15 protein-coding genes and 1 pseudogene are annotated in these 20,959 nt (G+C 64.4%); 5 read left to right on the top strand and 11 right to left on the bottom strand.

Going from position 1 to position 20,959, the window contains the following annotated elements:
• The first annotated feature begins 114 nt into the window (after nt 1-114).
• The gene (locus tag P6U28_RS07475; protein WP_162500366.1) at nt 115-753 is read left to right on the top strand and encodes a DUF2147 domain-containing protein; all 639 of its coding nucleotides are present in this window, start codon (nt 115-117) and stop codon (nt 751-753) included.
• Here P6U28_RS07475 and P6U28_RS07470 read toward each other — a convergent pair.
• Entirely contained in the window at nt 721-3,309 is a 2,589-nt protein-coding gene (locus P6U28_RS07470) for an MMPL family transporter (protein WP_122404200.1), read from the bottom strand. The two genes, P6U28_RS07475 and P6U28_RS07470, sit on opposite strands and share 33 nt — an antisense overlap.
• A 450-nt stretch (nt 3,310-3,759) precedes the next feature.
• Here P6U28_RS07470 and ispH point away from each other — a divergent pair, with 450 nt between their 5' ends.
• The 3 genes and pseudogenes from ispH to P6U28_RS07455 form a co-directional block, all read left to right on the top strand.
• Nucleotides 3,760-4,686: a 4-hydroxy-3-methylbut-2-enyl diphosphate reductase gene (gene ispH, locus P6U28_RS07465; protein ID WP_122404201.1), complete on the top strand. Its 927-nt coding sequence runs from the start codon at nt 3,760-3,762 to the stop codon at nt 4,684-4,686.
• A 34-nt stretch (nt 4,687-4,720) separates the two neighbouring features.
• Nucleotides 4,721-5,881: an adenosyl-hopene transferase HpnH gene (hpnH, locus tag P6U28_RS07460; RefSeq protein ID WP_122404202.1), complete on the top strand. Its 1,161-nt coding sequence runs from the start codon at nt 4,721-4,723 to the stop codon at nt 5,879-5,881.
• 916 nt (nt 5,882-6,797) lie between these two features.
• A pseudogene (locus P6U28_RS07455) lies at nt 6,798-7,034 on the top strand (PIN domain-containing protein); the annotation flags it as partial.
• 99 nt (nt 7,035-7,133) lie between these two features.
• On the opposite strand, the gene P6U28_RS07450 reads toward P6U28_RS07455, so the two are convergent.
• From P6U28_RS07450 to P6U28_RS07425, 6 genes are all read right to left on the bottom strand, one after another.
• Complete coding sequence (locus P6U28_RS07450) at nt 7,134-7,883, bottom strand: phosphorylase (protein ID WP_162500367.1); 750 nt, start codon at nt 7,881-7,883, stop codon at nt 7,134-7,136.
• The gene (shc, locus tag P6U28_RS07445) at nt 7,880-9,832 is read right to left on the bottom strand and encodes a squalene--hopene cyclase (protein WP_122404205.1); all 1,953 of its coding nucleotides are present in this window, start codon (nt 9,830-9,832) and stop codon (nt 7,880-7,882) included. The genes P6U28_RS07450 and shc overlap by 4 nt, the downstream gene beginning before the upstream one ends.
• Nucleotides 9,833-9,883: 51 nt before the next feature.
• Complete coding sequence (gene hpnE / locus P6U28_RS07440; protein ID WP_122404206.1) at nt 9,884-11,140, bottom strand: hydroxysqualene dehydroxylase HpnE; 1,257 nt, start codon at nt 11,138-11,140, stop codon at nt 9,884-9,886.
• Nucleotides 11,140-11,979 (bottom strand): presqualene diphosphate synthase HpnD, encoded by an 840-nt coding sequence (gene hpnD, locus P6U28_RS07435; RefSeq protein WP_122404207.1) that lies wholly within the window; start codon nt 11,977-11,979, stop codon nt 11,140-11,142. Before hpnD ends, hpnE begins: the two co-directional genes overlap by 1 nt.
• A complete protein-coding gene (gene hpnC / locus P6U28_RS07430; protein WP_122404208.1) occupies nt 11,969-12,853 on the bottom strand; it encodes a squalene synthase HpnC in 885 nt (294 codons plus the stop codon). Before hpnC ends, hpnD begins: the two co-directional genes overlap by 11 nt.
• A gap of 194 nt (nt 12,854-13,047) precedes the next feature.
• Nucleotides 13,048-13,281 carry a hypothetical protein gene (locus P6U28_RS07425; RefSeq protein ID WP_122404209.1) on the bottom strand — a complete coding sequence of 78 codons (234 nt, stop codon included), beginning with the start codon at nt 13,279-13,281 and terminating at the stop codon, nt 13,048-13,050.
• Between the two features lie 460 nt (nt 13,282-13,741).
• On the opposite strand from P6U28_RS07425, the gene P6U28_RS07420 reads away from it, so the two are divergent.
• Nucleotides 13,742-14,239, top strand: coding sequence for a hypothetical protein (locus P6U28_RS07420; RefSeq protein ID WP_122404210.1), 498 nt, complete (start codon nt 13,742-13,744; stop codon nt 14,237-14,239).
• A gap of 119 nt (nt 14,240-14,358) precedes the next feature.
• Here P6U28_RS07420 and P6U28_RS07415 read toward each other — a convergent pair whose 3' ends face one another.
• The 4 genes from P6U28_RS07415 to P6U28_RS07400 all read right to left on the bottom strand — a co-directional run bounded on the left by P6U28_RS07415 (nt 14,359) and on the right by P6U28_RS07400 (nt 20,847).
• The gene (locus P6U28_RS07415; RefSeq protein WP_129143509.1) at nt 14,359-16,725 is read right to left on the bottom strand and encodes an RND family transporter; all 2,367 of its coding nucleotides are present in this window, start codon (nt 16,723-16,725) and stop codon (nt 14,359-14,361) included.
• Nucleotides 16,726-16,900: 175 nt separating this feature from the next.
• Nucleotides 16,901-17,713, bottom strand: a complete 813-nt coding sequence (gene eutC, locus P6U28_RS07410; RefSeq protein ID WP_122404212.1) for an ethanolamine ammonia-lyase subunit EutC — start codon at nt 17,711-17,713, stop codon at nt 16,901-16,903.
• Between the two features lie 6 nt (nt 17,714-17,719).
• Nucleotides 17,720-19,306: a B12-binding domain-containing radical SAM protein gene (locus P6U28_RS07405; protein ID WP_122404213.1), complete on the bottom strand. Its 1,587-nt coding sequence runs from the start codon at nt 19,304-19,306 to the stop codon at nt 17,720-17,722.
• A gap of 158 nt (nt 19,307-19,464) precedes the next feature.
• A complete protein-coding gene (locus P6U28_RS07400) occupies nt 19,465-20,847 on the bottom strand; it encodes an ethanolamine ammonia-lyase subunit EutB (RefSeq protein ID WP_122404214.1) in 1,383 nt (460 codons plus the stop codon).
• Nucleotides 20,848-20,959: the final 112 nt, after the last annotated feature.

Here is a 20,959-nt window from a genome sequence, read left to right as displayed (position 1 = left end):
TCGTCAACTGAAAACCGGACCATTACTGTAAACGGTCTGTGCGGCCTTTTGCCCTTTTTCGGACCATCTTCGCAAGCACAGCTTTAGACCATGTTGCACTGCCAAGGAACACTCATGCGTTCGGCCCTTTACACCGGAATTATACTGGCTGGCGGTTACGCCTGCCTGACCCCAGCCCTCGCCGCCGATCCCACCGGCGACTGGCGGGTCGCTGACGGCGTCGCCAACATCCGTGTCGCCCAATGCAATGGCAGCATGTGGGGTGCGGTCTCCTGGGAAAAGCAGCCCGGCGGCCGCGACGAGAACAATCCGGATGTCTCGAAAAAGAACAGGCCGACCCTGGGCATGGCAACCCTGATCGACATGAAGAAGAAGCCCGGCGTCGATCAGTGGGAAGGACAGGTCTACAACGCCAAGGACGGCCAGCTCTACAGCGCAACCATAACGCCGGCCGGTCCCGATCAGCTCGAAATCAAGGGCTGCGTGATGGGCTTCCTCTGCGGCGGCGAGACCTGGACCCGGGTCGGCCCGCCAATCCCCTCGAGTCCTGCGAACGCCATGGCCAAGGGCGTGCAGAAATCCGGTGGCGCCGCGCCGAAACCCCAGGGGCCCCAAGCAGCCCAAGCCACGACAGGCGCGACCGCGCCTGCGCCCGCGGCTCCGAAGGCCGCAGCCAAGCCCGGTCAGAAGGGCGCCGCCGACCCCGTCGGCGACATCTGCCTACTCCCTGAGATTGCGGGGTTTGCCCATTAGGGCCGGCTGGAACAGCAGCACAGCGGCGAGCGTCGTCACCAGCGAGAGTGCCAGCAGCTTGCCCATGCTGGACGTGCCGGGGTGGCTCGACAGCCACAGACTGCCGAACGCGGTCGCCGTCGTCAGCGCGCTGAAGAAGATCGCACGCGTCAGGCTGGTCTGGAGCAGGTTTGTCCTGCCCGACCGCCAGGCCACGACATAATAGATCTTGAAGGCGACGCCGACGCCGAGCAGCAGCGGAAACGCAACGATGTTGGCGAAGTTCAGCGGCAGGCCGATCAACACGCAGATCTCGAGCGTCACCGCGCCCGCAACCAGAAGCGGCACCAACGTCATCAGCACGTCGACGAACCGGCCTAGCGTGATCCACAGCAATAGCCCGATCACCAGCAGCGCATAGATACCGGCGTGGATGAACGCCTTCACCACGGTGTCGCCGGACTTCAGGATCGAGACCGGTCCGCCGATCGCGGTCGGCTCGGCCGCGAGCACCGCCGCGGCGAATTTGCGCAGCGTGTCGTTGTCATTGGGATCGCCCTTGGGCAGCGCCTCGACGCGGATGATGCCGTCCTTGCTCTTCCAGGCACTGACGAGATCGGGCGGCAGTGATTTCAGGGTGACCGGCTCGGCCTGCATGGCGTTCCTGAGCTGGTCGAACACGATCTTCATTGGCGTGACGAACACGTCCTGCGCCTTGTTGCGCGTGGCCTCGTCGCCATTGGCGAGCCTTTCGAGCGCGTCTGCAAGACGGCGCGAGGCAACCGCCCCTGGGCCCTTCGCGTCGCCCGCCGTTCGGCGCAGATTGTCGACCGCAGATTTCAGCGATTCGACATTTTCCTGGTCCGTCGGCGCCGCATCGATCTGATCGGGATTGAGCGCCGGGTTCAGCACCTTGGCGCCCTGTGCGATCAGCTTCAGCTTCGGCTGCTGGTCCTGCGGCACGAAGCTGTCGAGCGACATCACCCGGAGCACCTCGGGCACCTTCTCCAGCTTCGCCTGGACCTGCCTCGCCTGCTCTTCCGACGTCGTCATCACGTTGACGGCATTGGCCCCGGTGTTCGGGTCCTTGCGCAGGTCGAGGAAGGTGGCGATCGATTCGGCCTTCGGGTTGCGCAGGTTCATCGGGTTGAAGTCGAACTTCATGAAGTAGAGCAGCGGCAGGCCGCCAAGCGCGAGCAGCAGCGTGCCGCCGACGATCAGCACGCGATGCTTCTCGAGGAAATGATCGAGCGGCGCCAGGAAAGCATAGCCGACGGGCTCCGGTTCGCCGGGCGGATTCAGAAGCTTGAGCAGCGCCGGCAGCACGGTGATGCTGGACACGAACGCCACCAGCATGCCGACACCGGCGATCTGGCCGAGCTCCGAGATCCCCTTGTAATCGGTCGGCATGAAGCAGAGGAAGCCCGCCGCAGTGGCCATAGCCGCCAGCGACAGCGGCACCGCCGAGCGCTTGGCCGCCAGCACCAGCGCGCTCGAGAGATGGTCGACCTTGTAGCGCTCCGAGCGGTAGCGGACGCTGTACTGGATACCGAAATCGACGCCGAGGCCGACGAACAGCACCGCAAAGGCGATCGACAGCAGATTGAGCGAGCCGACCATCATCAGGCCGGCCGCGGTCGTGATCGCAAGGCCTACGAAGAGATTGACGAAGACGGCGAAGATGATCTTCGCCGAATGCAGCGCCAGCCACAGGATCAGCAGCACGACGAGGACGGTCCCGACGCCGTTGACGACGGCGCCTTCCTGGACGGTGGCGTATTCCTCGTTGGCGATCGGGACCGGGCCGGTCAGCCGCACCCGCGCCTGGTACTTGTTTGGGAAATCGAGATCGGCGGCGGCCTTGCGGATCGCGTCGGTCGCATCCTTGCCGGGCTCCAAAGCGTTATAGTCGAGGATCGGCTTGAACTCGATGAAGGCGCGCTTGTCCGAATCCTTCAACGGCTCGTCGCTGACGAGCTCGCGCCAGGAGAAGCTGGCATTGCCCTTGTTGAGCACGGTCTCGACCGTCTGCGCGATCAGGTTGAAGGGCCGCTCGGTGTTGTCGAGCTTGACCTGACCGCGCTTGACGCCGGCAAGGCCGGTCTCCAGCGCGCCGGTGAGGCCGCGGATCGAGGGATCGCCGGCCATGATCTCGATCAGGGGCGCGGCGGATTCGAACTGGCCGGTGATCTTGGCGACCTCCTCGGTCGGCAGGAACAACAGGCCGTTCTTCTCGAAGAACTCGCCGCTGCCGAGCTGCTGCATCGACTGGAAGTGGGTCTTGTCGTCCTTCAATCTGGCATAGAGCGCGTTTGCTGCGGCGCTCGTCATCTCCGGCGTCCGGGCCTCGATGACGGCGAGAATCGTTTCGTTTTGATCAAACGCTTGGTCGAATTGCTGGTCACGTTTGCGCCAGTCGAGATTTTGAGAAATCAGCGAGTTGATGTCGGTGTTGATGGCGAAGTGGCGCGCAGCGTAATAGCCCGCTCCCACCGACAGCAGGAGCCCGAGAATGACGACGAGGGAGGCAAACCGGGTGCAGGCCCTGACGATGGCGACGACGACGCTTTGCAGCACTTCTTTTCTTTCTGCGGTTAACAGCTTGCCGGAAACGCCCGCTGTTTATCGGAGTTCCCGGGCGAAACCTATTGCTGTTTTGATGGTTCTCGCCCCGAGAAGGTTCGAGGTAAACGGCGCAAGGCCGCGGCAAAATCATGCGGGGCGGCCGGTATAGCCGTGGAGTTGAGGCGGGAAAGTGACGAAGGACGATGCACGAATGCCGCGCGCTTGCGCACCCCCGTATGCCTTACTAAAATACCTCAGAATCGGTCCAACAGAGTTCCGGGCTTTCCCTATTGCCGATTTTTTGACACAAAGTATTGCGCCTGCATGCGCCGGAGCCCTACGGGGTGGGCAGGCTACCGCATGCGCGAACCAATGGTGCGGATATTGCAGTTCATTGGTCAGTATCTGGGTGCCGCCGGGGACATTGAAGCGGATTGGTGCAACTTGCGTGATGGGCGTCCAATGGAAGTTTATCTGGCGCAGCCGCGCGGCTTCTGCGCAGGCGTGGTGCGTGCGATCGAGATCGTGGAGCGGGCGCTGGAGAAGTACGGCCCGCCCGTCTATGTGCGCCATGAGATCGTGCATAACAAATACGTCGTCGAGAGCCTGAAGAACAAAGGCGCAATCTTCGTCGAGGAGCTCTCCGAGGTTCCGCCGAAATCGGTGACGGTGTTCAGCGCCCACGGCGTCGCCCGCAGCGTCGAGGAAGAGGCCGCCGCGCGCAACCTCCCGGTGCTCAATGCCACCTGCCCGCTGGTCACGAAAGTTCACAATCAGGGGAAGCGCTACATCGGCAAGGGCCGGACCCTGATCCTGATCGGCCATGCCGGCCACCCCGAAGTCGAGGGCACGATGGGCCAGGTCCCGGGGCCGGTGCAGCTTGTCCAGAGCGTTGAAGAGGTTAAGGCCCTGACCCTGCCGGCGGATACGCCAGTGGCCTACATCACCCAGACCACGTTGTCGGTCGACGACACCAGGGACATCATCGCGGCCCTTCAGGCCCGCTTTACAGATATTCAAGGCCCGGATATCCGGGATATCTGCTATGCGACACAGAACCGCCAATCTGCGGTAAGGAACCTGAGCAAGCTGGTCGACGTGATCTTGGTGGTGGGCGCTGCCAACAGCTCGAACTCGAACCGGCTCCGCGAAATCGGCACTGAAGCCGGCGTCGCGAGTTATTTGATTGCCGACGGCAGCGAGCTCAATCCGGAGTGGTTGAAGAATGCGAGGACCGTCGGCGTCACGGCCGGTGCTTCGGCGCCCGAGGTACTCGTGGATGACGTGATCGAAGCGATGCGGCGGATCGGACCCGTGAAGGTCTCGGTGTTGCCGGGCCGCGAGGAAGACATCGAATTCCGGCTTCCGGCCCAACTGGCCGCGAGCTGACCCATCCGAATTCAAAGCCCAGAAAGAAACTGTAATGGCTATCCCGTTCTTCAAGGAAATGCGTATCGGCGGCTATTTGCTCAAGCAGAAACTGCTTGGCCGCAAGCGCTACCCGCTCGTGCTGATGCTGGAGCCGCTGTTCCGCTGCAACCTCGCCTGCGTCGGCTGCGGCAAGATCGATTATCCGGATGCGATCCTCAACCGCCGCATGACCGCGCAGGAGTGCTGGGACGCCGCCGACGAGTGCGGCGCGCCGATGGTCGCCATTCCCGGCGGCGAGCCGCTGATCCACAAGGAGATCGGAGAGATCGTACGCGGCCTCGTTGCGCGCAAGAAGTTCGTCTCGCTCTGCACCAACGCGTTGCTGCTCGAGAAGAAGCTCGACCTGTTCGAGCCCTCGCCCTACCTGTTCTTCTCGGTGCATCTCGACGGTCTGCGCGATCACCACGACAAGGCGGTGTCGCAGAAGGGCGTGTTCGACCGCGCCGTTTCGGCGATCAAGGCCGCCAAGGCGCGTGGCTTCACCGTCAACGTCAACGCCACCATCTTCGACGGCCACCCGGCCGAGGAGATCGCCAAATTCCTCGACTTCACCACCGAGCTCGGCGTCGGCGTCTCGATGTCCCCGGGCTATGCCTATGAGCGCGCGCCGGACCAGGAGCACTTCCTCAACCGCACCAAGACCAAGAAGCTGTTCCGCGACGTCTTTGCGATGGGCAAGGGCAAGAAGTGGAATTTCATGCATTCCGGCCTGTTCCTGGACTTCCTCGCCGGCAACCAGGAATACGAGTGCACGCCGTGGGGCATGCCCGCGCGCAACATTTTTGGTTGGCAGAAGCCCTGCTACCTGCTCGGTGAAGGCTACGCGAAAACCTTCAAGGAGCTGATGGAGACCACCGACTGGGACAGCTACGGCACCGGCCGCTACGAGAAGTGCGCCGACTGTATGGCCCATTGCGGCTACGAGCCGACCGCGGCGGCCGCAGCTTTCAACAACCCGCTGAAGGCGATGTGGGTGGCGCTGCGCGGCGTCCGGACGAGCGGCCCGATGGCGCCGGAGATCGACCTCTCCAAGCAGCGCCCGGCGCAGTACATCTTCTCCGAGCAGGTCCAGAAGAAGCTGTCGGAGATCCGCCGCGACGAGGCCGAAGCCGCTGCGGCGAAGGCCGCGCAGAAGGCTTCGACGGCCGCGTAAGGGCGCACGATCAAATCTCACGACGAAAGCCCGGTCGCCACCGCGACCGGGCTTCTTTTTGCGCAAGTTTCGTGAGGCTTGGAGGCACGCGTTCACCCCAGCGTCATTGCGAGCGCAGCGAGGCAATCCAGAATCGTTCTGCGGAGACAGTCTGGATTGCTTCGCGGAGCCTGTCATCGGGCCGCGCTTCGCGCGGACCCGTTGGCTCGCAATGACGGCGTCTATGGCACCGGCTTGCTTTTCCATCAGCCCTCTGCCTCGTAGACATACCTGCGCATTCTCGCGGCTTCTTTCGCCCGAGCTTTGCTGTTCGTTCACGCCCCGTGAAAGCCAGAGGGCGCAGGGAAGGTCGGGCGCCGGCGGCACCCGCGGTCCGCGTGCATCGGAAACGCACACGGGGTGGATCACAGGTGATGCCGGTCGCCGGCCTTCCCTGCGCGGATGGTTTTAACGGTGTTCTTCGTGCTCTCCTCGGGGAGCGTTGCACTATTGCCCCCGTCGCCTCGCCGCTGATCGATGCGCGTGCCGGTTGGCTGCCACATCACCGCGAAGTTTGACGCCAGAACCCCGGGCGTCGGGACCACACGACTTCTCCGTCCGCGGACGGCCCTGCCGGACGCATCCGAGGCTCGCGTGTGCTCACCCCGCAAGATCCAGCTTGGCCGCTGTGACAGCGCCGTGTCGTATCGCGCCGCGCATGACTCACGGTTGCCCGCCCTGTCATCGCCTTTCGCGCCGGCGCTGCCGCGTCCACCGCACCCCGACCCGCATCTCGTGACGATCGCGAAGCGCCCCTCTGGCAGGATCGGGATGACAGCCCTATGCCATAAATCCGAAATTCGGAAAAGTGAAATATTTTTACGGAAGGGATTGACTGGCTGTTCCGGTGTTTTGCCCGACCGGCTGACAGTGCTGGATGGAAACGCTTCGCCTTCTATTTTCCGATCTCGACATCCTCGACCTCGACCAAGAGGACGCGCGAGCCGCGGGCGAGATCCGGGCGGAGCTTGCGAAGCACGGCACACCAATCGGTCCCTATGACATCTTGAGCGCCGGTCAAGCGATGGCGCGCGGCCTGCCGCTTGTCAGCAACAACACCGCCGAATTCCAGCGTATCGCCGGGTTGCGGCTAGAGGACTGGACCAGGGATTGATGCTCGCAGGCGTTACCGTGACCGTCAGTACGAAGCTGGCCTAACGAAAAAGGCCCGCACGCCATGGCGAACGGGCCTTCGGCAGTTGGACGTATGCGCTCACGCGGCCTCGGAGACCAGCGCCTCGCTGCCGATCAGCTCCGTCCCGATCAGATAATCGCGGCAGCCGCGCAAGGACCGCAGCGCGCGGTTGAAGTCGATGCCGGTCGAGACCAGGGCATGCAACGTCGCCGGATTGCGCACGATTCCGCGCAGCACGGCACCGAGATCGATCTGCCCGTTCGGCTTGATCGCGGCGCGGGCCAGCGCCGGCAGGGCGCGATGGGCGGGGTCGCTGATGACGCGGACCGCGGCAAAGGGCAGCCCGGCCTCGGCGGCATAGGCGGCCGCGATGTGGCTTTCCATGTCGACGGCGGCTGCGCCCGTTTCCGAATGCAGCGCCGCCTTGCACGAGCGTTTCGTGACCACCTCCTCGGCCCCGGCGAGGCTGCCGCGCACGACGCGGCGGCGGCCGGAGGTCAGGCGCTCGATCAGGTCGTCGCCGAGCGACAGCCCGGCGGCCCAGCGGGCATCGCCGGACAGCACCTCGGTCGCCAGCACGACGTCGCCCGAGCGCAAGCTCGGGTCGAGCCCGCCGGCCACGCCGAACGAGATCACACCGCGAATCGTGTCGGGGTCCACCACCGTCAGAAGCGCCCGCAACTGCGTCGGGCTGCTGGATGAACAGATAACCGCCATTCCGGGCCCGGCTGCGATACGGGCCTCTTGAACCAGTCCGGTCACGATCAGTATCGGCCGCGGGTCGATGGCTTGACCCGCGGTAAAATAGTCCCCCGTCCCCAAAGTCACATTCCGACCCCTACCACCCTGCTGTTGGTGTTCCGCAAGTTCCGATACCGCGCCAATGCCCACAACGGAAAGAACTTTGGGTAACCATGATACCGTAGATAGAACACGCGGGGGAAGCCTGTGGCGGTGTACCGCTGCTCGTCCCACAATCCTTTTTTGTTTTGTGTTGCAATCAGGTACTCCACCCCGCGGGCGACGGCGGGGTGATCAACCTCGCCTGCCGCCATCAGGGCAAGCAAGGCCCATGCCGTTTGCGAGGCGGTCGAGGGGGCGGACTCCCAGCCCTTGTAGTCGAGCCGGTAGCTGACGGCGTCCTCGCCCCAGCCGCCGTCATCGTTCTGGATCGAGGTCAGCCACGCCGCGGCCTTCCGGATCATGGGGTCCTTGTGGTCGACGCCCGCCATGTTGAGGGCGCACAGCACCGACCAGGTTCCATAGATGAAGTTCATGCCCCAGCGGCCGTACCAGGACCCCTCCGGGTGCTGGGTCTTCCGCAAGTAGGCAACACCATCGGCCACGTGCTTGCTGGTCTTCACGGTCTCGCCGAGCTGGGCCAGCATCGAAATGCAGCGCGCCGTGACGTCCTCGGTCGGCGGATCGAGCAGCGCGCCATGGTCGGAGAACGGGATGTTGTTGAGGTAATATTCGAGGTTGTTGACGTCGAAGGCGGCCCAGCCGCCGTCGTCGCTCTGCATGCCCTCGATCCACTCGCGGCCGCGGGCGATCGCGGCATCATAGCCGGCGACGCCGTGCTCACGGCGCATGCGGTCCATCGACATCACCACGACCGCGGTGTCGTCGAGATCAGGGTAGTGCGCGTTGTTGTACTGGAAGGCCCAGCCGCCGGGGCGGACGTCGGGCCGCTTCACCGCCCAATCGCCCTTCACCTCGAGCTCCTGCTTCGGGATCAGCCAGTCGAGGCCCTGCTTGGCCGCAGGCACCGCCTTGTCGCCGCCGGCTTCCAGCAGCGCATGCGCCGTGAGCGTCGTGTCCCACACCGGCGAGACGCAAGGCTGGCAATAGGCCTCCTCGTCGCCGATCACGAGCAGCTTGTCCAGGCCGCGGCGCGTGATCGCGCGCGGCGGATAGTTCTCGTCCTTGCCGAGGGCGTCGTACATCATGACGATGTTGGCCATGGGCGGGTAGATCGCGCCCATGCCGTCCTCCCCGTTGAGCCGCTCCTCGATGAAGGCCAGCGCCGCATCGATCGCGCGCTTGCGCAGGCTCTTCGGAAACATCGGTTCGATCACGCGTAAGATCGCATCGAGCGAACGGAACAGCAGGAACCAAGCCATGCTCTGGTGCGGTGCCTTCGCGGTCATGCCGATCGAACGCGGATCCTGCAGGAACAACTCGTCGATGCCGACGCCCTTCGGATTCTTCGCGCGCGGCTTCAGCGCGGCGATCACCATCAGCGGCACCATGGTTGTGCGCGCCCAGTAGGAGATCTTGTTGAGATGGAACGGCGACCAGAACGGCAGCAGCACGATCTCGACCGGCAGCACCGGCACGGCGCGCCAGGTCACGACGCCGAACGTCGCGAGCAGGAAGCGCGTGAAGACGTTGCTATGAATCGCGCCGCCACGGGCATGAATGGCCTCGCGCGCCCGCACCATGTGCGGTGCGTCGACGGAGTCGCCGATCATCTTGAGCGCGAAGTAGGCCTTCACGCTGGCGCTCATGTCGAACTCACCATCGTGCACCAGCGGCCAGCCACCATGGGCGCCCTGCACGCGGCGCAGGTAATTGCCGATCTTGGCCTCGAGCACGGCGTCGACCGGCTCTCCGAGATAGTGGCGCAGCAGGATGTACTCGGCCGGAATCGTGCAGTCGGCCTCGAGCTCGAATACCCAATGGCCGTCCGCCTGCTGGAAGTCGAGGACGCCCTGCGTCGCCGACGCAATGCTCGATTCCAAAGCTTCGCGGCTGGTCGCGTTCACGGAATCCATATCGCTCGATTGCTCCGATAGTCGATTGAAGGTTGGCCGGGACATTGCCCGTCAGGGCCGCTGTGCAGCGAGAACCAGATCGGCGGCGCGATCACCGGACCGAACTGATCCCTCGATGGTTGCAGGCAATCCCGTAGCAGTCCAATCACCCGCAAGGAACAGGTTCTTCAGCGCAGTGACCGGCCCGGGACGCAGGGCATTCTGCGCCGGCGTCGCGGCGAAAGTCGCACGGCGCTCGCGCACGATCTGCCAGGGAGGCAGCTCGCCGGAAACGCCGCCCGCCGCGCAGACATCGTTCCAGATCGCCTGCGCGAGCTCCTCGCGCGGCACGTCGACGAGACGGTCGCCATTGCTGATGGTCACCGAGAGACGGTTCGGGAACGCGAACAGCCATTCCACGACGCCGCCGATCACGCCGAGGATCGGCGCCGAGCCCGGCGGCGGTGTGATGCGGAAATGCGCATTCACGATGGCGCGGAATTCGGTCGGCGTCTTCAGGCCCGGCAGCAGGCTGGAGGCCGCGCGCGGCGGCACCGCCATCACGATGACGTCACCGGCACCGAGCTGGATCACGTCCTCGCCGCCGAAATTCAGTGCAGCCACCTTGCCGCCGGTGTTGGCGAACGAACGCAGCTCGTGGCCGAGCTGAACGGTGTGGCCCCGCTCCTGCAAAAACTTCACGGCGGGCTCGATCAAGACGGCGCTGAGGCCGTCACGCGCGATCAGCGGACGGCAGGCCTGCCCGCCCGCGAGCAGCGTCTCGCGCACGATCGCGCCAGCAAGCCCCGCCGAGCCCTCGGGCGGATCGACGTTGAGCGCCGCCAGCAGCAGCGGCTGCACCAGGCGCTGGTAGAGGATGCCCTCGGTTGGAATGGACTTGCCAACCAGCGTCTCCTCCGACGCCCAGAGCAGCGGCGCCAGCTTGAGATAATCGGTGAGGCCGGTGTCGGGCACGCGGCGGCTTTCGTCGAGCACCCAGGTCGGCAGCCGGCCATCGCCGAGGTCGATCTGCCAACGCTGCCCCGTCTTGATGTCGACGAAGGGAAACTGCGCGCGCTCGGGGCCGACGAGGCCGGCCTCGGTGCCGATCGCGCGCGCATAGGCGCGCACATGGCTGTTGCCCGACAGCACCAGATGATTGCCGTTGTCGATGGTGAGATTGGTGGCGCCGTCGAAATAGGACCGGCAGCGGCCGCCGGCCTGGTGCGTCGCCTCGTGCACGGCGACCTTGAAGCCGGCATTGGCGAGCCGCACGGCGGCGGAGAGGCCGGACATTCCAGCGCCGATGATGTGAGCTGTGTTTTGCATCAGATGAAAGCGTAACGGAGCAGGATCAGGATGCGTGTGATCTTCGACACACGCACCGGCTCGCGCGGCGCGGCGAAGCCGCGCGCGATCAGGAGGTCCAGAATGGAATGATAGTATTTCGACATGATCCGCGGCGCGCGCACGGCGCGGCGCTTGTTGCGATTCATGATCTCGTCCGACTTCTCGAAATGCGATTTCGCGCGCTGCGCCAGCGGCAGACAGACCTTCGGCAGCGCGCGCTCGGCGATCACGCGGTTCGGATCATTGGAGGTGATACCGGCATGCAGCAGCGCCTCGCGCGGCAGATAGAGCCGGCCGAGACCGGCATCCTCGTCGATGTCGCGCAGGATGTTGGTGAGCTGAAGCGCGCGGCCGAGATGGTGCGCGAGCAGGATGCCGTCTTCCTCGGGGATGCCGAACACCCGCACCGACAGCCGTCCCACGGCGCTGGCGACACGGTCGCAGTAGAGATCCAGCGTGGCCATGTCGGGCGCGCGGATGTCCTGCGGCACGTCCATCTCCATGCCGTCGACGATGGCCAGGAAATCCTCGCGCTTGAGGCCGAAGGTCTTCACCGAGGCGACGTAGTCCTTCAGCCGCGGCGGCGGATGGCCCTGGTAGAGCGCGTCGATGTCGTTGCGCCATTCCTGAAGCGCTGCGAGCCGCTGTTCGCGCGGGCCGTCGGAATCGGCGATGTCGTCGACCTGGCGGCAGAAGCTGTAGATCTGGAACATCGCTTCGCGCTGGTCACGCGGCAGGATGCGCATCGCGGCATAGAACGAGCTGCCGGATGCGGTCGAGCCGTAATTGGCGCCGGGCGTGGTCGCCTCAAGCGTCATGTGCAGTCCCCGGTCTGGAAACGGCCTTGCGTCCGATCGCGCGGCGGCCGACTTCGCCGATCATGCCGGCGAGGCTGAAGGTGAGAAGCTCGAACTTGTTCAGATGCACGCGCTCGCGCAGGGGATCGCGCACCCTGAGCAGGCGCACGATCCGGTCGGCATAGGCCTGGATGACGGAAACGTCGACGCCGAGGCGGAAATCCCGGATCTCCGCAGCTAACGACCTGCCCTCGTCGAGCAGCGCTTCGTTGCGCGCGGCGAGCCCGTGCAGGCAGGCCAGCATCGCCGGCGGCGATTGAGCGAGGCCAAGCTGCTCGACCGAGGCACCGTGTGCTGCCAGCGCATCGCGCGGCAGATAGACGCGGTTGAGCTCGCGGAAATCCTTGCCGCAATCCTGCAGGTGATTGTTGATCTGCAGGCCTGCGCAGAGCGCGTCCGACGCGGCCCAGGTCGAGGTGCTCTCGCCGTGAACGTCGAGCATGAAGCGGCCGACCGGCATCGCAGAATATCGGCAATAGTGGATGACTTCGTCCCACGTCTCGTAGCGCAGCTTGGTCACGTCCATGCGGAAGGCGATGAGCACGTCGAGCGCATGGCGCGGCGCCATGCCGCGCTCGGCCAACGCACGGCGCAGGGTGACCGCCTCGGCCTGGGTGTCGCCCCCGCCGAGGAGTTCCGTCTCGAGCAGGTCGAGATAAGCGAGCTTCTGGTCGGCCGGCAGTGTCGCATGGTCGGCGATGTCGTCGGCGGTACGGACGAAATTGTAATAGGCCAGGATCAGGGCGCGATGACGCGGATGAATGATCCAGGACGCGACGGGAAAATTCTCGTCGCGGTCACCCTTGCCGGATCGCAATTCGCTCGCAGATGTCATCGAGGGCTGGTTTACAATCGTTTGGACAGGAACGGCTTTTTCGCTCGCGCGGGCTCACGCCGGCGATGCCGCCGCGGCCCCCATATAGGGGAAGACGGCCGCAAAACCAATCCTGCCGCTCGATGGCTGCCCTCTGCGGACCGCGGCCGAAAAGGCGGCGCCGGGGCCGCCTTGGTGTGGGCCAGCGGCCGAGCTTACTGGTTGTGGTTCTTCAGCACCTGGTCGCAGGCCTGCGAGATCTTGGCCCGGTTCTCCTTGAGGCAGGCCAGGATGGTGAAATCGCCCTGATCGATGACCGGACGGCAGAACTTCTGCACATCGCGGGTGCAGGCCTTCTGCTCGGCCTCCGTGCCGCGCCCTTGCTGGGCGAGCGCAGCCGTCGAGAGGGATGCCGACAGCAGGGTGAGAGCGACGAGAAGCTTACGCATTGTATTCCTTCATTCTGACGGCAGAATCGCACCGATCCCGGGCTGCACAGGGCGGACAACCGGAGCGGATTGTTCTGATGGCAAGTCGCCGCAGGAGGTGCGGCCGAGAGAAGGCACAAGCACTGGCAAATGCGGCCAAATTGGCGCCGCACCCACCAAATCAGGTCTTCCCCGCGCCTTCATTGGCAGATGTAAGGGGTTGATACTACATCATAATTCAGAGAGACCGCATTTTGCTGCACGGCTGTTGCAGAGCTGCATCTCTCCGCCCCGTGGTTTTGGCCAGAAACACCCCGGAACAAGGTAAATCGGATGGTCCTCGCCCCCTTCCCGGGCCCGGTGAACCGCCATCTCGGGTGAGGGCACGTTGAACCTGGCACAGGCTCGGAACACTAAACTTTCGATGTGGCGAGACGTCTTCGATCTTGAACGGACGTCGTTCCAAAACGGGATATTTGTGATGAGATTCTTTGGGCGATCTGGACTGGCAATCACTGCGGCCGGCGTTGGGGCTGCGCTGCTCTTCTCGGTTTCGGCGAGCCATGCTCAATCGTCCGGGCCGTTTGCCGGCTTCGACGGCGCGTGGACCGGCACCGGCACGGTCTCGCTGTCCGACGGGTCCACCGAGCGCATCCGCTGCAAGGCCGACTACAAGGTCGCGGGCAGCGGTCTCAACCTCAAGCAGGCCCTGCACTGCGCCTCCGACAGCTACAAGTTCGACCTCACCAGCGACGTGACGAGCCAGGGCGACCGCATCTCCGGCAATTGGAGCGAGGCGAGCCGCAACATCTTCGGCAATCTCCAGGGCACGGCCGGCGGCGGCCAGATCGACGTATTCGTCGAGGCCAACGGCTTTGCAGCCAATCTGTCGCTGCGCACCAACGGCACCAAGCAGACCGTGCAGATCTCTTCCAAGGGCGAGATCCGCGGCGTCAACATCACGATGACGAAGGGATAGAGCCCGTTTCCGTTCAAGAACAACAAAGCCCTCGGCTCTCTCGCGAGCCGGGCGCTTTTTGCTGGAGCACTCGCTGCGCCTCCTCCAGTGGTGCACGGACCAAAGCGCCACGATGCCGCTCAGATCGCCGGCTTGTCCGTGCCCTGCAGCTTGCCGTGCAGGTTGATCAGCCACATCGCCGTCGGCCTGAGGATGAAAAGGTCGGCGACGAGCGCCATGACCATCGAGAAGGCGCTGAGCCAGCCGAACAGCCGCAGCGACGGCAGATCGGAGAACACGGTGACGACGAGGCCGCAGGCCAGCACCACCGTGGTCAGGATCAGCGCAGGTCCCACCAGCACGGTCGCCCGCTCCACCGCGAGAGCCGAGCCGACGCCCGGCTTGCTCTCGAGTCTCAGGCGGTTGAGGAAGTGGATGGTGGCGCTGAGGCCCAAACCGAACGAGACGGTGAGTGCGACGACGCTGGCGAATTGCAGCCCCTCGCCCATCGCCCATAGCACCGTTCCCGACATCACGACCGGGAAGATGCCGGGCAGGATGCAGGCGAGCATCACCACCCAGGAGCGGAAGGCGAGGCCGATGAAGATCGCGACCAGCGCGAATTCGACGGTGAGGCCGCGATTCAGCTTCTCGATCATGTTGGCCGAATTGCGCGCCGCGATGGCGGCAAGGCCGGTCACCGCGACCTCGTAGCCGGGGTGCTTCTTGCGGACGGCGTCGAGCTCGGTGTCGAGCTTGTCCACGATCGGCAGGAGCTGGCTCGAATCCTTGTCCGGCACGCGGCCGGCGACAACGACGGCATCCTGCTCGGCGTCGATGAAACGCCGCACCAGATGCTCGGGAATGACGTTGACGTATTCCTTCAACGTGGCGACGTCGGTGCTTCCGGCCTTTTCCGCGAGCCAGCGGCGCAGGGTCTCGAGCGACCAGACGTTGCCGACGCCGGCCGCCTTCTCCACGGTCGCGTGCACGTCGGCGATGGTCTGCAGCGTCTCCGGCGAATACAGCGATTCACCCTTCGGGAACACGATCAGCACGTTGACGGGATTTGCGCCGGTGAGCTTGGCATCCAACCGGTCGCTGGCGGCAACCGCCTGGCGCTTGTCCGGCACCTGATCGGCGAGCCGGTAGCGCGGCTCCAGATTGGCATAGATGACGCCGAGGCCACCGACGAACAGCACCGCGATCAGGCTGAACAGGCCGGGACGGCCGACCATGCGCACCGCGATCCAATAGCAGAAATTGCGCAGCGCCTGGACGCCGGCATCGGCGCCCTGGAACTTGACCGCAAAGACCTTCTCGTTGCGCACGAACAGCACGCCGAACACCGGCACAAGCGACAGCACGGCGACCAGCGCGATGATGGTGGCGGCGAGCCCGGCTTCGCCGAACTTGCGGATCAAATCGGAGTCGGAGAATTGCAGCGCGATGAAGGAAATGCCCGCGGTGCCGTGCGTCAGCACGCAGGCCGGGCCGACCACCAGCACCGCGTTCTTGAACGCGGTGAACTTGTCCTGGCCTGCAATCAGCCGGTCGCGCGCAGCGAAGGTGAGCTGCATCGAGTCGGAGAAGCTGATGACCATGATGAGCGGCGTCATCACGTTCAGGAACATGTTCAGATTGAAATTGGCCCAGCCGAGCGCGCCGAGAGCCAGCAGGATCGCGATCATCGGCGGGAACGCCGCTGCGACCATGAACGAGATCTTGCGGAAGAAGATGATGGCGATGACACAGCCGGCGAGGATGCCGAGGATGTTGTAGGTCAGCCCGTCACGCTCGACAGCATTGCGGATCTCGAGCTGCATCACCGGCACGCCCGAGAGCTGCACGTTGAGCCCGGTGTCGCTGAGATCCTCCTTGATCAGCCCGCGGATGTCGCCGACGGTCTTGGTCAGCTTGTTGGAGCCGACGACTTCCGGATCGAGCGAGAGCACGATCAGCGCCAGCGTGCCGTCCTCTGACAGCAGCTTGCCGCGGATGATCTCGTTGTTCTTGACGGTCTCGATGAACTTGTCATAGGCCGCGCCCTCCGGCAGCTCGGCCGGGAACAGCGCCGCTGGCAGCTTGCCCGGGGCCGGCGCCTGGCGTGCCGAGAACAGCGAAACGAGGCCACGCGTGCCCTCGACCAGTTGCAGGTCGGTGACGAAGTCGCGCAGCTTCTCCAGATTGTTCCGCTCCAGCAGGGTCTTGCCCTCGACCACGACAAGGACGTCGAACTCCTCGGCCGGGAACTTCTTGGTCACCTCTTCGTATTGGCGGAATTCGCGGGTGTTGGAGCGGAATAGCTGCGACAGCGAATCATCGATCTTGATGCGCTGGATGCCGAACACCGCGCCGACGATCAGGGCAAGCAGGACGATGCAGGAGACAATCGGCGCCCGGACGGCGACCAGCCCGAGCCGCTCCAGCCCGAAGGCGATCGAGGACGCAGGTCCCTGCTCGACCTTGTCGACATGAACCTCATTCTCGCTGTGCTTTTCGAGCATGCTTTGTCCAGTTCCTAAATCGGCTCGGTTTGTGAGCTTATTGCGCCCCGCGAACGGCCTGAAAACGCCATACGGATGGGAGGCCCTTGAAAATGCGCGGAAAATCGCCGCACGGGGTTTAGCAGGTCCCGCCATGGTCTCGCAAGCAGGCGCAGGTCGGCCAAACCGATCAAGATCAGGACATTTTGGCCCCCGATTCCGTTCCTTCAGCCGAAGCCGCGCCAAGTCGAGGCGGGGGGCGGTCGCCACTTTCGTCCTTCAGCGCCACGCCGGTCACCTCTCTGGCCAAGCCCTCCCGGACGAGCCAGGCGATCTTGAGGGCGGCCTCGTCACAGCTCAACCCGGCATGATGGATGTTCGACACGCAATTGCGCTCGGCATCGGTGCGGCCGGGCTTCGGTGCGAAAGTCAGATAGGCGCCAAGACTGTCGGGTGCCGACAGGCCGGGCCGTTCGCCGATCAGCATCACGACCATGCGCGCACCGAGGATCGCGCCGATCTCGTCGCCGAGCGCGACCCGGGCGCCTGAGGCGACGACGACATGGCCGATTGCGACAGCATCTCGCTCCGCAAACAATGGCAACAGGCGCCCCACCACCGTCGCAGCATGGCTGTGGACCGCCGCCGCGGACAGGCCGTCTCCGATCACAAGCGCGAGCTGGCACGGCGCGGAGGTGCTTCGTGCCAGAAGCTGCGCCGAGCCGGGCTCAAGCTGTCGTCCCAGATCCGGCCGCCGCAGATAGTCGCTGCGATCGACCGCTCGGCTCCTCACTTCGGTCACGGCAAGTCCGAGCGCGCCGAGATCGGCGACCAGACGCGGCGTATCGAAGGCGGCATGCACGGCATCGCGCGCGCGGGCATGGTCCAGCGTGAAATCAAGCAGCGCACGTGTCGGCATGCTCGCGCCGCTGCGGCCCAGCGCAACGCGCGCGGGCGTGAACGCCCGCAAATCCAGCGTCGGACGACGCAGCGGGACCGGATCAGACATGTCGCATCATTCGGCGGGAACGGCGGCCTCGCGCAGCCGGATCGAATAATTCGAAGCGTTCTGCTTGCCGCTCGAGGCCGCGCGCGCGAAGGTGATGAGGTGATGCGCGATCGTGGCGCAGCCGATCAAGCCTTCGAGATCGCCGCGCTTGATGCGTCCCAGCGCGAACTTCCAGAACACGCGCTTGTAATCGCCAAGCACGCCGACCTTCCAGAAAATGTTGCGCAGCATGACGAGGCCGCGCTTGATGTTGGGCCAAGTCTTCATCTCCGGTGCCACTGGCACCTTGAGTCGGTTGGCATAGGTGTAATCGCACTGATGCTGATAGCGCGCATAGACCTTCTCGGGCGCGTAGGCGACCTCCATGCAATGCTTCCAGGACGAGACGACCTCGTCATAGGGCAGCAGGAATTCGACGTTGGAATCGCGACCCTCGTCATCGACCAATCGTCCCTCGCGCTCCAGCCGGTCCCACAGCGGCGTCTTCGGCAGCGCCTGGAGCAGGTTGATGGTGAGCAGCGGAATCCGGGACTCCTCGACGAAGGCGAGCAGTGCGTCCGAGGTGTTCGGCTTGTCGGTGTCGAGCCCCATGATGATGCCCGAGACCACCTCCATGCCGTAGGAGTTGATGGTGCGCACGCCCTCCAGGATCGGGACCATCATGTTGTGGTCCTTGTGCATCGCATGCAATGCATCCGGATCCGGCGTCTCGATGCCGCAGAAGATGGTGATGAAATAGGCCTCGCGCATCTTCTCGAGGATCTCGGGCCGCTTGGCGATGTTGAGCGTCGCCTCGCAGGCGAGCCGCACCACGTAGCCGGTTTTCTTCTGCCATTCGATCAGATGCGGCAGCAGGTCCATCGCCGCCTTGCGGTTGCCGATGAAATTGTCGTCCACGAAATAGATCGTGTCGGTCATGCCGCATTCGCGCAGCCGATCGAGCTCGGCGATGATCTGCTCCGGTGTCTTGATCCGCGGATTGCGGCCGTAGAGGCCCGGGATGTCGCAGAACTCACACTGATAGGGACAGCCGCTGGAATACTGGATGCTGCCGAGAAAGTATTTCTTCACGTCGGCGAGTTCGTAAGCGGGGATCGGGAATTCCGTCATCGGCACCCGGTCCTTGGTGGTGAGGACCACCTGTTCGTCAGGACGCGAGGTATCGCGCGACAGAATCTCGATCAGCTGGTTGGTGGCGTCGCCGAGCTCGCCGACATGCAGATAGTCGAACGACGGATAATAGTCGGGGCAGGCGCTGACGGAGGGACCGCCGAGCGCGACCGGGAGATCGAATTCATGGGCGCGGCGGCAGATGTCGTTCATCTGCTGGCGCTGGATGTGCATGCCGCTGACGAAGACGGCTTCCGCCCATTCGAACTCCTCCTTCGTCGTGCGGCGCAGATTCTCGTCGACGAATTTGACCTGCCAGTCCTGCGGCAGATAGGCGGAGATCAGCAACAGCCCCTGCGGCGGCATGAAGGCGCGGACGCCATCGGTCAGGGGATAGGAATACTCGAATGTACCGAAGGACGAGGTGTAGCGTGGAAATACACAGAGAATCCGCCGGGACGTTCCGTTGCTTTCAGCTCGCATCAAAGCTCCCCCGCCACGCTCGACCGATGGTGCGACAATTGCCAGCCATGCACATAGGCTAACGCTGTCGCCGGAATTTCTCAATATTGTGGCGCAAGCATAATTCCGGAAGGCGCCGATGGTTTCCTAGGCAGGGAGAGCTGGCACCTGCCGCCGCCTCATGCGATCAGCCGCGAGGCAAAATCGGGCAGCAGGCCTGCATCGCCGGCAAGACGGAAATCGGCGCCTGCAATGCCCGAGCCCGCCAGCCAGTCGTCGAATTCCGGCGCGCGGCGCAAACCGAAGACGTCGCGGACATAGAGTGCGTCGTGAAAAGACGTCGACTGGTAGTTCAGCATGACGTCGTCTGCGCCGGGGACGCCCATGACGAAGGTGACGCCGGCGGCGGCGAGCAGCGTCAGGAGATTGTCCATGTCGTCCTGGTCCGCCTCGGCATGGTTGGTGTAGCAGATGTCGACCCCGAGCGGCAGGCCGAGCAGCTTGCCACAGAAATGATCCTCAAGTCCCGCCCGGATGATTTCCTTGCCGTCATAGAGATATTCCGGTCCGATGAAGCCGACCACGCTGTTGACGAGCAGCGGATCAAAGGCGCGAGCAACCGCATAGGCGCGCGCCTCGCAAGTCTGCTGATCGACGCCGTGATGGGCGCCCGCCGAGAGCGCCGAGCCCTGGCCGGTCTCGAAATACATCACGTTCTGCCCGACGGTGCCGCGCCGCAGCGACAGTCCGGCCTGCTTCGCCTCTTTCAGAAGCGCGAGATCGATGCCGAAACTGCGGTTGGCGGCCTCCGTGCCGGCGACCGACTGGAAGACGAGGTCGACCGGGGCGCCCTGCCCGATCAGCGACAGCGTCGTCGTGACATGGGTCAGCACGCAGCCTTGCGTCGGGATCTTCAGCCGCGCGATGATCTCGTCGAGCAGCCGCAGCAATTGCGCAATGACGGTGGGATCGTCGCTCGCGGGATTGATGCCGATACAGGCATCGCCGGCTCCCAGCAGGATGCCGTCGAGGATCGAGGCGGTGATGCCTCTGGCGTCGTCGAACGGATGATTGGGCTGCAGCCGCGTGCTCATCCGTCCCTTTAGCCCGATGGTGTTGCGGAAGGCGGTGGTGACCTCGCATTTCCGCGCCGCCAGGATCAGATCCTGGTTGCGCATCAGCTTTGACACCGCGGCCGCCATTTCCGGCGTGATGCCGCCTGCCAGCTTGCGCAGCACCTCGGGCGTTGCGGCGTCCGACAGCAGCCAGTCGCGGAAAGCTCCGACCGTCAGCGAGGCCACCGGCGCGAAGGCCTTGGCGTCATGGCTGTCGATGACGAGGCGGGTGACTTCGTCAAGCTCATAGGGGACGACAGCTTCCTGCAGGAACTGGCCGAGCGGCACATCCGCAAGCGCCATCCGCGCCGCGATCATCTGCGCGGCGGTGTCGGCGGCAACCCCGGCCAGCCGGTCGCCGGAACGCGGCGGCGTTGCCTTGGCGAGCAGGTCGCGCAGATCCGGAAACGCGTAGCTCGTGGCGTCGATGGTATGGCGGTAGACCAAGGGTGTCTCCGGGGTTCATCGGCCAATGGCCGACTCCAGGACTATCGTGAAACTATACCTTCGGATCAAGACGCTGAGATATCTTACGTTTCGTTCGACCTAAGACGAAGGC

This window comes from Bradyrhizobium sp. STM 3561, from assembly GCF_045571455.1.
Classification (GTDB): domain Bacteria; phylum Pseudomonadota; class Alphaproteobacteria; order Rhizobiales; family Xanthobacteraceae; genus Bradyrhizobium; species Bradyrhizobium vignae.
This window is presented reverse-complemented; position numbering and strand designations above follow the sequence as displayed.